Below are 15,806 nucleotides of genomic sequence, written 5' to 3' on the forward strand. Positions count from 1 at the left end.
CACAATGATCGATCAATGGCTGTTTTACGCACTCGCCGTTCCGGTGGTGTTGTTAGTGGGGTTATCCAAAGGTGGTTTTGGTGGCGGGCTGGGATCGTTGGCGGTGCCGGTATTGTCCCTTGCGGTAGACCCACGTTTAGCCGCTGCGGTGTTGCTGCCCATTCTCTGCAGTATGGATTTAGTTAGCCTATGGAGCTTTCGCGGGCGCTGGGATAAGAAAAACCTCGCTATCATGTTTCCTTTTGCGATGCTCGGATTAGCACTCGGCGCGGCCATGTTTACCTATATGGATGCGAATATGATTCGCTTTATGGTGGGCTTGATGGCGCTGTACTTTGTGGGTCATTACGTCTGGGGTAAACATATCCTGCAGCGCGTTGCGGTGCAAAAAGCCAGCGTGACTCGCGGCGGTTTTTGGAGCACCATTGCCGGGTTTGTCAGCTACATCGCCCATGCGGGTGGTCCACCCATTTCAATTTACCTGTTGCCACAGCATTTACCCAAAACCCTATTTGTCGGCACGACGGTGCTGTTTTTCAGTGTGGTGAATTACATCAAACTGGTGCCATACGTGTGGACAGGCCAGCTGAATTTAAGCGCTTTTTATACCTCGCTGGTCCTCTTGCCCTTAGCGCCCATAGGTGTACGGCTGGGAGTGTGGTTACACCACCGAGTCTCTGATAAATGGTTTTACGGTGTTTGTTATGTATTGCTCGCGGTGGCGGGCGTAAAGTTAGTGTTTGAATCTTTATTCGCGTGGGTGTGATAGCGCTCTCTCGATAAGCGCAGTAATGACCAAATTCGTTACGGAAACTGAATGGATGGTTTGGCGATTTATGGTTTTGTGAGCGGGTTCGAATCAAACCCACCAAGGTGCGACAATTTGTCACTGGGCGCAGGGTTTGCTTTACCATAAATTCTCTACCCTCTTTGGGGGAGAGTTATGAAAATAAGTAACATTCTGTTGCCCGGGTTCGGGTTGGTTGTAACGTTAAGTGGGCCTGCAGCGGCCGAACATACACCTAAAATTGAAGAAATAAAGGTCTGGGGACACAGTGCCGAAGCCAGCAGCGCCGAGCGTGTGGGACCAATCAGTCGCCTGCTGCCGAGCGATTTTGCCAGCATTAATATGGCCACCACCGAAGATGTGGTGAAGTACGAGCCCAGCCTGGTCATTCGCCGCCGTTTTATTGGCGACTCTAACGGCACTCTGGGTATTCGCAGTGCCAATATGTTTCAAACTTCCCGCTCTATGGTATTTGCCGATGGCGTGCCTTTGCATTATTTACTGCAATCGCGCTGGAGCGGTGCGCCGCGCTGGACCATGGTATCGGCCAGTGAAATTGCACAGGTTGATGTTATTTACGGCCCTTATTCCGCCGAATACAGTGGCAACGCCATGGGCGGCGTGGTGGAAATTGAAACCGCCATTCCCCAGCGCCGTGAATTTCATATAGATGGCTCCTGGTTCAGCCAGGACTTTGCCGATTATGGCTTTGACGATTCGGTCAGTGGTTACAAAGGGTTTGTTTCCTATGGCGATAAAATCGGCAATACCAGCTTTTATGTATCCTATAACCATTTAGACAATGACTCCCAGCCCCAGTCTTTTTACTACGCAGCCAGTGCTCCGGCCGAAGGTGCAAGCGCTGCCAGTGGTGGAATTTGGGGGCCGGATTCCCAAGAGAACGAGCGCCTTTACTTCGGCGACTCGGGCGTCATTAACACCACTACCGATAACGTAAAGTTTAAACTGGGTTATGAGCTGGACCGCTTTTCCGCGCTGCTCAATGTGGCCTTTGAAGACCGACATTCGGATACCGACAGCCCTAACAGTTATATTGTCGATGCCGCCGGTCAGCCGGTTTATGGCGGGCGGGTGGCCATCGATGGTGAAGGTTTTTCCATTCCCGCCCATCGCTTAAACGTCAGCAGTGCCGACCGTGAAAGCTTGTCGGTAGGCTTACGCTTGCGTTGGGATGTATCAGAACAAACCAGTCTTGAGGCCAACCTGAGCCAGTTTGATATTCTCGAAGACATCAGCCGCGCTTCGGCTACTAACCCCGCTTTTGCAGATTACGACTTAAGCGGCCAGGTGAGCGATTATGACGATACCGGCTGGCAAACGGCGGGGCTCACCTTAACCAGCAATGACTTTCTGCTGGAGAATCTGGATTTAGTCACCGGGGTTCGCTACGAGGCCTACGAGTTAAACTACAGCGTTTATGCCTCGGATAATTATTTAGCCTCCAGCAAAGATCGTTACACCAGCCGCAGTGGCGGTGAAACCAATATCGCGGCGGCTTTTGCTCAGTTTAACTGGCAGCTGACCGATGAACTGGATATCGCCTTTGGCGGCCGCTTTGAAAGCTGGCAGAGCGAAGCCGGTTATTTTTCTGACGATAACCCGGGCACGCCCGAGTTTGATCTTACCGCTGTGCCCGGTAACAGCATCGATAAGTTCTCGCCTAAATTCTCGGCGGGGTGGCAGTTGAGCGATCAGTGGCAATTGCGCTACTCGGTGGCCGAAGCGTATCGCTTTGCCATCGTCGAAGAATTGTTCAGTCAGTATCGTGCCTACAATTCCATCAGCCTGGCAAACCCAGAGTTAGGACCGGAAGAAGGTTTCCATCAGAACTTGATGTTGCAGCGCGATTTAAGCAACGGCTATGTACGGCTTAATGTGTATCAGGATGATATTGAGCAGGCCATTGAATCGCAGTCGACCATCTTGCCCGGAGGCTCATCCATCAGCACGTTTATTCCGATCGATGAAGTGCGCATTCGCGGTGTCGAGTTTATCGCCAACATTAATCAGCTGCTGGTGGATGACTTGGATGTACGCTTAAACATCGCGTACACGGATTCCGAGATTCTGGCGAATGAAGCGGATCCTACCATTATTGGCAATAAGGTTCCCCGTATGCCGCAGTGGCGCGGGAATGTACTGGCCACTTATCAGCTGTCAGATCATTGGAATGTCGGCGGCAGCGTGCAATACGCAAGTAACAGCTATGGTCGGTTGGATAACGCAGATACCGCGCGCAATGTCTACGGCGCTCAAGATTCTTACACGCGATTAGGGGTTAAAACGAATTATCAATTTAGCAAAGCTTTTAGTGCGGGGTTAGGTGTAGACAATATCACCAATGAGATTGCCTATGTGGCGCACCCGTGGCCTGGGCGCACCTTCTACATAAACTTTTCCTACGATCTATAAACGATGAACCAAATCGCATCTACCGTGAAAGCCCCCACCCAAGGGCGAGGGGCAAGCATCAGTTTAAGCCAGCGCCTTTATCGTACTCTGTGGCGCTGGCATTTTTATGCCGGTCTTTTCTGTATACCCTTTGTCATTACTTTGTCGGTGTCGGGAGCGCTGTATTTATTCAAGCCACAATTTGAAGCCTTTACCGATAGGCATTGGCACAACCTGACGGTGCAAGGGCAAAGGATTGCGGTTAACGAGGTGATAGCCACCGCGCAAGCGAGTTTGCCTGGGGCGCAGTTTCTATCCTACGAGCTGCCCTCAAGTCCTCGTGATGCGGCGCTGGTAAACCTGCGCTTTGAAGGGCAAAAGTATCAGGTATATGTTCATCCCTATACCGGTGAAGTACTGTCGCAGGTCGCGTTTGACCAGCGCTTTATGCGACAGGTGCGCGAGTTTCACGGCGAGCTGATGGCTGGTCGCTTCGGTTCTATTTTGGTCGAACTTGCCGCTTGCTGGGCTGTGGTTTTGATTTTAACCGGCCTGTACTTGTGGTGGCCTCGCAACGCCAAGGGCCTGGCCGGAGTACTTTACCCGCGTTTACGCCAAAGCAAACGTATATTCTGGCGGGATTTACATGCCGTGGTGGGCATTTGGTTGTCGGCGTTTGCACTGTTTTTAATTGTCAGCGGTTTACCTTGGGCGATGGTGTGGGGCGGCGCTTTTAAAGAGGTTCGCAGCTGGAATAAGCCTGTAGTACAGCAGGACTGGAATCAATCTCGCGCCGATGAGAAAAAGTCCTGGGGGCCGATGGCGGTTGATACCGTGGATATTTCTGAACAAGCCTTGGCGAGTATCCAAGCGCTGGGTTTTGCGCCGCCGGTAGAAGTGTCGGTGTCGAATGCGCAGTTAAACACCTTAAAAGTCAGCTCGCAAAATCAAAACCGGCCACTGCGCGCCGAGGCCTGGGTGGATGGCCGCACCGGTGAATTGCTGCGGCAAAAACCTTTTGCCGACAGGCCGTTGGTAGATCGAGTCATTGGTGTTGGTATCTCCGCTCATGAGGGACATTTGTTTGGCTGGTTTAATCAGCTATTGGGTGTACTAGTGACCTTGGGGTTGGTGTTTTTATCGGTGACCGGCACCATTTTGTGGTGGCGTAAAAAGCCCGCAGGGCGACTGGGTGCGCCTGCTTCTTTACCGCAACACGCGGTGGCCAAGGTGGTCGCCCTCGTCATATTGGCGCTGGGCATTCTGCTGCCGATAGTGGGGCTGTCGCTGTTGATGTTGTGGTTGGTTGAAAAATTAATTTTGCGCCAAATTGCATTTTTACGTGCCTGGCTTGGGCTGGCGTAAGATTTTCAATTCGTTTAATTTGTATTAACTCTGGTCGCTTTTATTAAATCTACGAAAGTCCTTGTCTATAAAGGCTTGCAGCGATTTCGTTGTAAGCCTGACGCTGTCTGACGTCCTTTATTTTCCTTTGTTGGCATCTGTGTTGCTCTTACCCACTGTGTGAGTTGATTTTAACTCTGTCTGGAGCGTTTTTTACAAACCAGAGTTCACAGGTGTACGAATTACAAAGGAGAAACCTATGAAGCGCTTAACGCTACTCGTCCCTGCATTGCTTGCAATGCTGATGCTCGGCTGCGCGACTCAAGACCCTGTATCAGAGTCCGTGGTTGCGCAAACTGAAGCTCGTATTGAACAAGCTCGCAGCCTCAATGCGGATCGTCATTCCCCCGTCGCCTTTCGCGATGCTCAAACTCACTTAGAGACAGCGAAAAAGGCTATCGCCAACAAAGAATTTGATCAGGCTCGCGCCTTATTAGAGCGCTCTATGGCAGACGCGGATCTGGCCGTTGCGACCAGCCAGGCCAAAAAGTCTCAACAAGCCGCGAATGAGCTGGAAGAAAACCTAAGGGCACTGGAAGCGGAAATTCGCTAAAGCCTGATGAATGTAAAAACAGTTTGGAGGAAGGACAATGTTTAAACAAACGATAGCTACAAGCAGTCTGGCTGCCGCGTTACTGGTGGGTGGTTGCGCCACAACCCCCGAGCCGGATGACCGCGTTGAGCGACTACGCGATCAGTATGAAATGGTTGCCGCTACGGAACAGGCCAACGAGTATGCGCCTTTAAAATTAGACGACGCGAAAAAATCGCTGGCAAAACTTGAAAGTCTTATTGCTAACGATGCGGAGCCGGCTGAGGTTGAGCAACAAATTTATATTGTCGAGCGCCGCTTACAAATTGCGACGCAAACATCACGTATGAAGCAGGCCGATGAAATGGTTGATCAAGCCAGTGATCGCCGAAACAGCATGCTTTTAACTGCCAGAACCCAGCGCGCTGAAGAGGCCGAAGCTCGAGCGCGTTTGGCTCAGGAGGAGGCGCTGGCAGCGCAAGCGCGAGCGGACCAAATGAGTGAGCGGGCCAAGAAACTCGAGCTAGAATTAGAGAATATTTCTACCGAAAAAACCGATAGAGGTCTTGTTCTAACTCTGGGTAATATTTTGTTCGAAGTAGACAAGGCGACCATCAAGGCCGGATCGCAACGTACCTTGGAGCGCGTGGCCGATTTTCTGCGTGAATACCCGGATCGCGATGTGATGATCGAAGGCTTTACCGATAGCACCGGCAGTGAGAGTTATAATCAGGACTTGTCTGAGCGCCGCGCGCGTTCGGTACAGGACACTTTGGTCAGCAATGGCGTGAGTGCCGCGCGGATTAAAACCCGTGGTTACGGTGAGGCTCATCCGGTTGCCAGTAACGATAACCCTTCTGGGCGTCTGCAAAACCGCCGCGTGGAGATTATTATCGCCAACTCTGGTGAAACTGTTTCTGAACGACAGTAACGCGACACAGCCCCGCCGGTAGGCGGGGCTTTGACATGGCATGGTCACAATTTGCGGTCTATTATCAATCCTGTCGCCCGCTCTGGGCATTTTCTAAAGGACAGAGAAATGGCTTACGTGACTATCGATGGCGTGCAGTATGAAAAAGAACTGTTGGAGCTTGCCAAGCACCACACCACTGGTCGTGGTGAAGGTAATCTGGCGAAAGATGAAGTAGAAGACTTGTTTAAATCGGCCAACGACGGCCCAGGTATTACCGATACCGAACTTCGTACCCTCCGTTATATTCGCGAAACCTTTCCCTTCACTGACGCAGCTGCCGACTTGTTCGACGCTGAATTTGCCAAACTGTAGGAGACCCCATGAGTTTACTGAAAATGGCAAGTGAGTTGTTTATCAAGCAACTAGGTGGGCAGGGTGGGGGGCTGGATTTAAGCTCGGTAATGACCGGCCTGCAGCAGCTGTTACCCACCGAAGGTGGCGATTTGGATATACCGGCATTGGTACAGAAGTTTACCGGCAGTGGTGGTGGCTTAGCGGCGATGGCTTCCTCTTGGTTGGGTGACGGAGCCAATCAGAGTTTTTCGGCCGCCGATGTCATGGGGCTTTTAGGGCAGGACAAGGTCTCTCAGTTTGCCGATCAGGTCGGGGTGGACTCTCAAACCGCTGCCAGCGGTTTGTCGGATATGATTCCGCAGCTCATTGACAAAGCCAGCTCGGGCGGCGATTTACTCTCGAATATGGCGGGGCCGGGAGCGGCCTCGTTACTGGGTAAGTTGTTCTAAACGTCAATAACGTCAATATCGAAACAGAGGGCCGAGGGATTCGTCTCGGTCCAGTAACGCTCCACGTTTTAACTATTCACGGTTCTCTGGCAATTAAAAAACATGGCCGCTTTATTAAATGTAAATAAAAACAATAACTTTACCGTGAAGTTATTGTTTTCTAACAGGTTCTGAATCCACTTGAACGGCAGTATTATCAGTTGCCCGGTTTACAGTGACCCCAGCATGGCATCCTGTATTGCCTTGTAGCTTCTCAGTAGCCCTGATAATACCAAGTAGCGATGGTAGGTATTAATCACCGCGCACGTATTTTTGTCCCCAGCGGGTTAATACCAGCGTAACGACTCCTGCGATCAGCCATGCTGGCGACAACAATATCGCTAGGGCTATGCCATCAACCAACCCCATGCAGGCAATCATCCAGGGAATGACCGGAAAACCGTAACCACCGGCCCTGCTGTTTTCAAGCCGTGCCACGACGGTAACCAGCAGCGTGTACACGCATTGAATAAGCCCCATTACAGTCACGGCGGTAGTGACTGTGCCCGCCAAGGCAAACCCCGCCACGGCATAAACACCCAGCCGGGTGAGCGCCATAAGAACCACGGTGGCCCAGTGTTTTTTATGCAGGTAATCGTAGGCGACTATGAGGGCTGCCAAAACACAGGCGGCGATAACACCGCGGGCACTGGGGGTAAGCAACAGTAATGCGAAACCAACACAAAACAGTCCTAACGACAAGCTCAATACCGTCGGCGCGCTGATTTTCCCGGCGGGTATGGGGCGAAAAGGTTGCCGTTCAGCGTCCCAGTGACGGTCGCAGTAATCGTTCAGACACATACCGGCCGCGTAAAAAAAACTCATGGCTAGCGCAACGAGAATGGCGGTACCCACCGGCAGTGCTAAACCGAAACTGGCCGCCGTCAATGCCGACGCGCACAGCACATTCATCCAAACGGTGGGGAGGTTACTCACGCGGCCCAGGGCCAGTGCGGTTTTAAGCATCGGGAATCTCTTGTTGAAAATCATCGGTGTCGGATGATAATTGGCTGGCACCATTCGCCGATTCGGCAAAGATATGCTGCAGAATAATATCGCAGACATCGGTGGCGTGAACCTGGTGGCCTGGCAATAAGTCCGGGTTGCTACTCATCAAGACGGGGGTGGTGTAATCGCTGCCGTCCCACACGCCGTGGCTGCCTTTAATTTGCGACGCGTCGGTGGAAATAACATCCAGCACATAGCGAAACCCGAGCTTCTTTTGCAGTAGCTTGCGAATAATGCGCAGCTTGGGCAGCTTGAGTTTCGGGTTTAAAAACATCTCGCAGGGATCAAACCCGGGCTTTTTATGAATTTCTACCTGGTTGGCGTAATCCGGTGCGCGAGTATCGTCGTTCCAGTAGTAATAGGTAAACCAGCTGTCGGGCTCCGCCAACAGCACCAGTTCACCGGCGCGCTCGTGATCTAACCCGTACTCGGCGCGTTCGGCACCGGCCAGTACCTTTGCCACCCCTGGGGTATTGGCAAACAGGTGTTTAATTTCTGCCAGGTCTTGTTCGGCTTGCACATAAATATGCGCGATCTGATGATCGCTCATGGCAAAGGCGCGGCAGGTGTGAAAGTCTATATACTCGCGGCCTAAATCTACCTTGAGCGATAATTTACCCGCCTCGCGTAAAATGCGGTTGGGATGGATGGGACGGTTGACCGGGCCTATCCCGTACTCGGATAACACGATTACCTGGCAGTCGCGCGCGGTGAAAAAATCCATCAACTCACCGACGAGTGCATCAATTTCCTGTAAGTCTTTTGCTATGTCGCCATCGGGGCCAAACTTTTGCAGGCAGTAATCCAAGTGGGGCAAGTACACCAGCTGCAAGGTGGGCGAGTGCTCGCTTTCCATGTGCATGGCGGCGTCGGCAATCCAGCGGCTGGATTTGACGCTGGTGGCTGGTCCCCAAAAGTGAAACAGGGGAAAGGTGCCAAACTTTTCGGTCAAGGTGTCGCGCAACTCCAGCGGATAAGTGTAGCAGTCCGGCAGTTTGCGGCCGTCGGCCAGATACAGTGGCCGAGGCGTCAAGGTGTAGTCGGCATCGGTGGCCATGGCGTACCACCAAAACGTATTGGAGCAGGTAAAGCTGGCGTCGCGCGCGCGGGCAATGTCCCAGATTTTGGGTGCCTGAATTAACTTGTTGCTCTGGCGCCACAGCCAGACTTCGTTTTGGTCGCGAAAGTACCAGCCATTGGCAACAATACCGTGTTCGCTGGGTTGTTTGCCGGTTAAGTAAGTGGCTTGCGCGGCGCAGGTGACCGCCGGGGTAACGGGTTTGATGGTGGTGCTGCGACCGGCGAGGCGATTGATGTTGGGTGTGTGCTCACCCAGTAACGCGCGGGTCAGGCCGACCACATTGAGGACGACGGTTCTTTGCATGACAACCTCGTAGTTTAATTCGTGTGAGTAGGGCCCAACAGCTGATGCACCCATTGCAGTTCGCGGGTGATATTTTCGCCTACGCTGCCGTGGCGCAGGTTTTCTGGAATGGCGGTAAAGCTGTAGGTTTCTACTTCCAGTGGTACCGAGTTATCCAATAAGGGTAGCAGCTCGCGTAAAAAAGTCTGGGTGGTGCCCACGCGGCCGAGATGCTCTAAAAAGATGGGGACATGAAAGTGCACCCGGCACTCGCTGTAGTGTTCGCCCTGCGCGCGTGCATGGGCAAATTCGGGTAAATCGTTAAAGCGGTGCAGTTTGCCGGTATTGCGGTGGCGGGCGACGGCCTGGTGTAAGTACACAGGTTCATCAAAGCTGAGCAATGTGTCAATTTCATCGCCAGAGGCTTTCAAGGCGCTGGACACCTGTACTTTGCCCAGCGGTATATTGGCGCGTGACAGCTGCTGCAAACACTCGGCGGCGTTTTCATACTCCACGGCCTGGTGGCAGGCGTCAAAGCACAAGCCTACATAAGGGCGCAGGGCGTCGGCTAAGTCTAAGCGGGTGAAAAAATCGATGGCCTCGGCGGTGGTTTCCAGCACACAGCCCGGCTCTGGCTCCAGTGCTAATACCAGCTGCGTGCCGGTTTGCTGTGACAAGCTGCGGTAGTGCTCGGCCACTTCACGCACATGGGCGAGTGCCTGGGGCCAGTCCGCTTCGTTAAAACCGGGTTTAAAGGCAATGGGCACGGTGGAAATGGAAATACGCTGCGCCCCTGGTTGCAGGGCAATGGCCAAATCCCCCAGCCGTTTGCTGTACTCAACCCGTTCGCGTTCGCGCCAGTCGGGCAGGTAGACGTTTTCTTTCACTCGCGTTTGATGAAAGGTGCCGTAGGGGAAACCATTAATGGTTAACAGGTAGGTATTGTGTTGCTGACACCAGGCGCGAAATTCGGCAATGGCATTGGCGTCTGCTTCAAGGGCGGCCTGATGGGCAATACGCAGCCCCAGAGGGAAAGGCGCATTTTGGTTAAGCCTTTGTTTGACCTCAAGCGCGTGACCGTTGAGGTTATGCATAACATCCGCCCAGGACTCGCCCGGGTGGATGTTGCTGCAATAGGTGACTGCAGGCGCCGTGGTTACTTCGGCCATACGCCCCCCAGCAACTGCTGGCGGCACTCTTCCATGGCGTGATGATCAATCTCGTTGACTTCAACGGCGGCGCCTTCACGGGTTAGCAGGGTAATGCACAGCTTGCCGCCCAGGTGCTCGCGAAAATCCTCCAGCGCCTTGTGAATATCCAGAGATTCCAGCGCGCGATGGTTAAGGGTAAAACCCACACCTTCTAAGGTATCGCGAATACGCTCAACGCTGGCAAGGCTGATCATGCCTTTGAGATACGAGTACAGAGAGTCCAGCGCGATACCAATGGCTACGGCTTCGCCGTGGCGCAGCTCACTGGCGGACAGCTCTTCTAAGCGGTGGGCGCACCAGTGACCAAAATCCAGCGGTCGGGCGCTGCCCTGTTCAAACGGATCGCCACTGGTGCGAATATGGTTTAAGTGCAGCTCGGCGCAGCGGGTAATCATGCGCTCGGTGGCGGCTTGCTCAAAGTCGGCCAGGGCTTGGCGGTTTTGGTACAGCCAATCAAAGAATTCACCATCGCGAATCAGGGCAACTTTAATGGCTTCGGCGATACCGCTGACTTTATCGCGGGCGGGTAAGGTGGCGAGAAAATCAAAGTCGTTGATGACCGCAAAAGGCGCGGCAAAGGTGCCCAGGTAATTTTTCCGGCCGCGATAATTAATCGCGTTTTTTACCCCAATACCGGCATCGTTTTGCGCCAGTACCGTGGTAGGCATACGAATAAGGCGAATGCCGCGGTGCGCGGTGGCGGCCGCATAACCGATGGCATCTACCACCGCGCCGCCGCCAATCACCAGGGCGAAACTGTGGCGATCAATATTCTGGGTTTGGGTGCGCTGGTAAAACTCGTCGACCTCAACGGGCTCGGATTTACTGATTTCACCGCCGCGTACCATCAAAGGCGGGTCAATCAGCTCCATCACATCGCCGTGCACATCGGCGTAAAGCTGCAGACGGTCCACCAGATCAGGGTGTGCCTCCACCACGTTTTGATCAATAACCGGCAAAACCCGGTGGGGGCCTTCGCCTGCGCGGCTTAAAATGTCTGTCAGCACCGCGCTTTCAGGGGCCAGTGTGTCCCGGTCAAAGCAGACCGGGAAGGAGTAAGTCATGGTAAAGCTTTGGTCTATTTGGTACACGTACAGCGGCCTTTAGTTTTTAACCGGTTCGTCGATGCGTGGTTGTTGGCCGCGCAGAACTGAGTTCTCACTGAATCGTTGTGACTGGTCAATCACGGGAGCCTTTAACAGCTCTTCCACGTCGATCTGGCCAGACTGAGCGTAAGCGTCCAGGGCGTTTTGCCAGCAGGTCAACTCAATGGCGGCTTGATCGATACCGCGCTCTTGCATCAGGTGAGCCGTTTTGGGGACTGACAGCGGATCGCTTACGCCCCAGTCGGCCGAGCTGTCTACAATAATGCGCTCAGGGCCGTACTGACGGACGATTTCCGTCATTCGTTCAGAACCCATTTTGGTGTTGGGGTAAATGGTAAAGGCCGCCCAGGCGCCGGCATCCAACACGCTTTGAACGGTTTCTTCATTGTTGTGATCTATCACCAGCTTTTCCATGGGCACGCCCACTTCTCGGGCCACGTCAATCGAACGCAATACCCCATTTTTTTTGTCGCGGTGTGGGGTATGCACCATCACGACCATGTCGTGGTCCACGGCAAATTGCAATTGATGCTGGTATACCCATTCCTCGGCGGGAGTCATTTCGTCATAGCCGATTTCACCAATGGCTACTACACCTTCTTTAAGAGCGAACTGGGGCAGCAGCTCCAGCGCTTCGCGGGCCAGGCCCTCGTTGTTGGCTTCTTTGGAATTAACGCCAATGGTGCAGTAGTGGGCAATACCAAACTGCGAAGCGCGAAAACGCTCCCAGCCCACCAAGCTGGCGAAATAATCGATAAAGCTGCCTACGTTGGTACGCGGCTGGCCCATCCAGAAGGCCGGTTCAATGACGGCGCGGATACCCGCCGCGGCCATGTTTTGGTAGTCGTCGGTGGTGCGACTGGACATATGAATATGGGGGTCAAAAAATCTCATGGCTAATTCTCGCTCTAGTCTGTCACCAAACGGGCAAAATGGATTTGTTGGGTTTGGCCACCTAGCGTGTGATCAATGACGTGGGCAACCCCGGCGTCTGATTCACTGGTGGCTAATGTGTGTACCTGGCTGTGCAGTCCGGACCTTACCAGCCCAAAGACAATGGCTTTGCGGTCCTGCGCCGTTGCGCTGTGCCAGTGGCGTTCGACCAGTGCTGTCAGGCGGTTTTTGTCGTGCTCGGTAAAGCACAGCCACAGGCCTATGGGTAAACTGCGTCCGGCGCTTTCACGCTCTTCGGCATAGTCCAGTGCCATGCGGTTTAGTTCGGCCGAGCGCCGCTCGTCAAGCCCGACGATACGCCAAACTGGTAACTCTAGAAAGAGGGTTTTCATAACCAGCTGATGCCAGGCCGTATCGTCAAAGTGTTTTGCCGGGTAGGGTGAATCCAGCGCTATGGCGTGAAAGACACTCAGCATATTGGTGCGGCAGCCGTCACCGGCACGCCACGCAAAACGCTCGCCCGCGGGTAAAAAAGGCAGGGCGCGATACAGGGCGCAGGTTTCGCCTTCATCGGCATAGACGAATTGGGCTTCATAGTCCTCCGCAAACTGAGCCGAGGTTAAATCATTGCGCCCGCAGATCAGAGCAACCCTGAGAAGCTCAAGCAGGTTCCATTCATCCAGAGTGAGACCGGGTATGGCCGTGCTTATTCTTTCGCGCTCAATATGGCTCACGTCTAACGGACGTCGTTTGCAGTAACGACTGGCCAGCGCAATCAGCGCGGCAAAGCGGCTTTTATTGCAACCAGCCGCCAACTCGGTACGGGCGTTGTGCCAAAATTTTTGCGCTTTGTCGTCCAGGCGGGGCAATAGCAGCTCTTCAAGCAGTGTGTTTGGTGGTTCTGTCATAGCGTGAAATTCTTATAGGTTGTACGTCGATTATACGTAATGGCTCTTCAGCACGCGAGGCACTCAACCCCGCTGCAGGGTTTGAATGGGTTAAGAATTGTTGCCGTCGGGTGTTATGGGGCAATCAGCGTTAGGGGCGCCTGTGATAAGCTAAGCGACTTTAGACGGCAGGAGAATAGGTAAACGATGGGTAAACTCGTTGGCGGTATTATCGGTTTTGTAATCGGGTTTATTCCCGGCGCGATCCTTGGGGTGATACTGGGGCATTTGTTCGATAAGGGGTATGCGGCCAATATGCGCCAGCCCTCTCAGGCTGACCGCGACGCCATTGGCAAAAGCTTTTTTGAAACCACGTTTACGCTACTGGGGTATCTGGCCAAGGCAGACGGCCGCGTCAGCGAAGCGGAAGTGGCGCAAACTGAACAGTTGATGACGCAAATGGGGCTTACGGCCGAGCAGCGCCGCGAGGCCATCGCTTTGTTTAAGGCGGGCTCAGCGAAAGAGTTTGACCCCAAGCCCACTATGGCGGCGTTTCGTGCTCAGTGTGGGCGGCGTCATAACCTGGTACAGATGCTGTTGTCGTATCTGGTTAACCTGGCCCTGGCCGATGGCAGCTTTGATGCATCCGAAGAGCGTGTATTACGCGAAATTGCAGCGGGCCTGGGGATTAATGGGTTTGCTTTTGAGCAAATCCTGAAAATGATCAAGGCGCAGAACTCTTTCGCTGGTGGTGGTTATCGTCAGGGGGCCGGAGGCGGTTCGCAGTCCAGCCCTAATGCGCTGGCCGAGGCTTACGACGCTTTGGGGGTGGAATCTTCGGCGACCGATGCAGAAGTAAAGCGGGCTTATCGCAAGTTAATGAGTCAGTACCACCCGGATAAACTGGCGGGCCAGGGGTTGCCTGAGGATGCCGTTAAGGCGGCGACGGAGCGCTCTAAGGAAATTCAGGTAGCCTACGATCTGATTAAAAAATCACGCGCTTAACTTAAGATCAAAAGAGGGCCGTAATAGCCCTCGTCATCTTTTTCCGCTTAGTTGCCAATATGTTCGATCAAGTCGACCAAATCATCGGCGTGTTCTTCTTCCTGCGCCAGTAGATCCTCCAGAATCCGACGCGTTGTCGGGTCCTGGTCACCCACATACGCGATCATTTCACGATAGCTGCTGATCGCAATACGCTCGGCAATTAAATCTTCTTTCAGCATATCTAACGTATCGCCGCCACTGTGGTAATCGCTGTGGGCATGCGTGCTTAAAAGGTCAGGGTTCATTTCCGGCTTGCCCCCGAGTTGGGCAATACGTTCTGCGAGGCGGTCGGCATGCTCTTGCTCCTCTTGGGCGTGCTCCCAAAATTCCTCAGCTGCTGCTTTTGTGCCCCGACCATTAGCCGTGTAGTAATGTGTTTTGTATCGCAATACGCATATAAGTTCGGTTGCTAACGCTTCGTTCAGTAATTTTAAAATGGTGTCCCGGTTTTCCGTATAGTCTTCCGTTACGGCGCCATCCATCATGTGCTTGCGCGCCTGCTCTCGTCGGGAATCCAGATCTTGAATAAATGCAGATTCTGTCATGAACTTCTCCAGCTTGCTTGCCGGGGTGCCCCCGGCAAGGTTGGGTATATTTATCTTGAGTGCGGATGTCTGTATTTACGAGGCAACTTTTAGGTTGTTAACCACCTTGGCAACACCATCGCGTTTGCTGACAATGGCTTCGGCCAGCTTTCGTTGTGCTTCGGTTTCGACCTCACCTGACAGGGTTACCTCATCTTTATAGGTATCCACGTCGATAGACATACCATTAATGTTTGAAGACGCTAACAGTTCGGTTTTGATGGCTGCGGTAGTGGAAATGTCTTCCATGTATTGTGAAAAGTTGCGGCCAGATTCTTCGCCCTTACTTTTGTCGAGATCTGCCTTTACCGAAAGTTTATTTTCTACGGCATCAATGCCCTCAATGCCCATGGCAACATTTTCGGCCAGCTCTTTATCAATATCGCTGGACACTTCGCCCGCTAAAGTCGCCTTGGCATCATCCACACTAATGTCGATTTCAAACGGGTTTAAATGTTCGTTCAACACTAAAGCTGTTTCCAACTTACTTTCAATCCAGCCGTCACGAAACGCGTCCTGGGTGTTCTCCCAGTTTTGTTCGCTGTCCTGTTTAAAGTCGGCCCAGTATTCTTCGGCGCTGCGTTTATCATCGTAGGCGCCTTCCGAGTTCGCCCCAACGGCTGTAGAAATTGAAAAAGCCGTGACTAAGGCGACAGAGGTTACTGGTGCAATAACAGTTTGTAAGGCGTTGCGTTGCATTGTGTTTCTCCAAGCTCGTTAAGATGAATATAACGTTGCGATAAGTGGTGATGGCGTTAATGCGTAAACTGTGCCAGGTTTTTCCAGAGCAGAAATCCCGGTGTAGGCAGGGCCGTT

At 53.0% G+C, this 15,806-nt stretch carries 16 protein-coding genes; 8 read left to right on the plus strand and 8 right to left on the minus strand.

Features of this window, described 5'->3' with window-relative positions; all coding sequences use genetic code 11:
• Positions 1-4 precede the first annotated feature (4 nt).
• The 7 genes from D568_RS0102765 (at position 5) to D568_RS0102795 (ending at position 6,851) form a co-directional block, all read left to right on the plus strand.
• Positions 5-766 (plus strand): sulfite exporter TauE/SafE family protein, encoded by a 762-nt coding sequence (locus tag D568_RS0102765; protein ID WP_020208041.1) that lies wholly within the window; start codon positions 5-7, stop codon positions 764-766.
• A gap of 177 nt (positions 767-943) precedes the next feature.
• Positions 944-3,220 (plus strand): TonB-dependent receptor, encoded by a 2,277-nt coding sequence (locus tag D568_RS0102770; protein ID WP_020208042.1) that lies wholly within the window; start codon positions 944-946, stop codon positions 3,218-3,220.
• A 3-nt stretch (positions 3,221-3,223) separates the two neighbouring features.
• Positions 3,224-4,564, plus strand: coding sequence for a PepSY-associated TM helix domain-containing protein (locus D568_RS0102775; protein ID WP_020208043.1), 1,341 nt, complete (start codon positions 3,224-3,226; stop codon positions 4,562-4,564).
• A gap of 238 nt (positions 4,565-4,802) precedes the next feature.
• Positions 4,803-5,156 (plus strand): DUF4398 domain-containing protein, encoded by a 354-nt coding sequence (locus D568_RS19010; protein ID WP_020208044.1) that lies wholly within the window; start codon positions 4,803-4,805, stop codon positions 5,154-5,156.
• 37 nt (positions 5,157-5,193) lie between these two features.
• The gene (locus D568_RS0102785) at positions 5,194-6,066 is read left to right on the plus strand and encodes an OmpA family protein (RefSeq protein ID WP_020208045.1); all 873 of its coding nucleotides are present in this window, start codon (positions 5,194-5,196) and stop codon (positions 6,064-6,066) included.
• A gap of 108 nt (positions 6,067-6,174) precedes the next feature.
• Positions 6,175-6,420, plus strand: a complete 246-nt coding sequence (locus D568_RS0102790) for a peptidoglycan-associated lipoprotein (protein ID WP_020208046.1) — start codon at positions 6,175-6,177, stop codon at positions 6,418-6,420.
• Between the two features lie 8 nt (positions 6,421-6,428).
• Positions 6,429-6,851, plus strand: coding sequence for a YidB family protein (locus tag D568_RS0102795; RefSeq protein ID WP_020208047.1), 423 nt, complete (start codon positions 6,429-6,431; stop codon positions 6,849-6,851).
• Between the two features lie 291 nt (positions 6,852-7,142).
• Here the strand turns inward: D568_RS0102795 and D568_RS19015 are convergent, their stop codons facing one another.
• Genes D568_RS19015 through D568_RS20905 form a run of 6 tightly spaced genes read right to left on the minus strand, consistent with a single transcriptional unit; the run spans position 7,143 to position 13,380 of the window.
• A complete protein-coding gene (locus tag D568_RS19015; RefSeq protein ID WP_020208048.1) occupies positions 7,143-7,856 on the minus strand; it encodes a UbiA family prenyltransferase in 714 nt (237 codons plus the stop codon).
• Positions 7,849-9,282: an alkaline phosphatase family protein gene (locus tag D568_RS19020; protein ID WP_083915310.1), complete on the minus strand. Its 1,434-nt coding sequence runs from the start codon at positions 9,280-9,282 to the stop codon at positions 7,849-7,851. Before D568_RS19020 ends, D568_RS19015 begins: the two co-directional genes overlap by 8 nt.
• Before the next feature lie 14 nt (positions 9,283-9,296).
• Complete coding sequence (gene eboE, locus D568_RS0102810; RefSeq protein WP_020208050.1) at positions 9,297-10,430, minus strand: metabolite traffic protein EboE; 1,134 nt, start codon at positions 10,428-10,430, stop codon at positions 9,297-9,299.
• A complete protein-coding gene (locus tag D568_RS0102815; RefSeq protein ID WP_020208051.1) occupies positions 10,418-11,563 on the minus strand; it encodes a 3-dehydroquinate synthase in 1,146 nt (381 codons plus the stop codon). The genes eboE and D568_RS0102815 overlap by 13 nt, the downstream gene beginning before the upstream one ends.
• A 12-nt stretch (positions 11,564-11,575) precedes the next feature.
• Positions 11,576-12,472, minus strand: a complete 897-nt coding sequence (locus D568_RS0102820; protein WP_026286816.1) for a TatD family hydrolase — start codon at positions 12,470-12,472, stop codon at positions 11,576-11,578.
• A 14-nt stretch (positions 12,473-12,486) separates the two neighbouring features.
• Complete coding sequence (locus D568_RS20905; protein WP_020208053.1) at positions 12,487-13,380, minus strand: EboA domain-containing protein; 894 nt, start codon at positions 13,378-13,380, stop codon at positions 12,487-12,489.
• Positions 13,381-13,566: 186 nt separating this feature from the next.
• Between D568_RS20905 and djlA the strand changes: the two genes are divergently transcribed.
• On the plus strand, positions 13,567-14,364 hold the full coding sequence (gene djlA, locus D568_RS0102830) for a co-chaperone DjlA (RefSeq protein WP_020208054.1): 798 nt from the start codon (positions 13,567-13,569) through the stop codon (positions 14,362-14,364).
• 47 nt (positions 14,365-14,411) lie between these two features.
• Here the strand turns inward: djlA and D568_RS0102835 are convergent, their stop codons facing one another.
• On the minus strand, positions 14,412-14,951 hold the full coding sequence (locus D568_RS0102835) for a ferritin-like domain-containing protein (RefSeq protein WP_020208055.1): 540 nt from the start codon (positions 14,949-14,951) through the stop codon (positions 14,412-14,414).
• A 75-nt stretch (positions 14,952-15,026) separates the two neighbouring features.
• Complete coding sequence (locus tag D568_RS0102840) at positions 15,027-15,689, minus strand: BON domain-containing protein (RefSeq protein ID WP_020208056.1); 663 nt, start codon at positions 15,687-15,689, stop codon at positions 15,027-15,029.
• Between the last annotated feature and the right edge of the window lie 117 nt (positions 15,690-15,806).

This window comes from Gilvimarinus chinensis DSM 19667 (assembly GCF_000377745.1).
Taxonomy (GTDB): Bacteria; Pseudomonadota; Gammaproteobacteria; order Pseudomonadales; family Cellvibrionaceae; genus Gilvimarinus; species Gilvimarinus chinensis.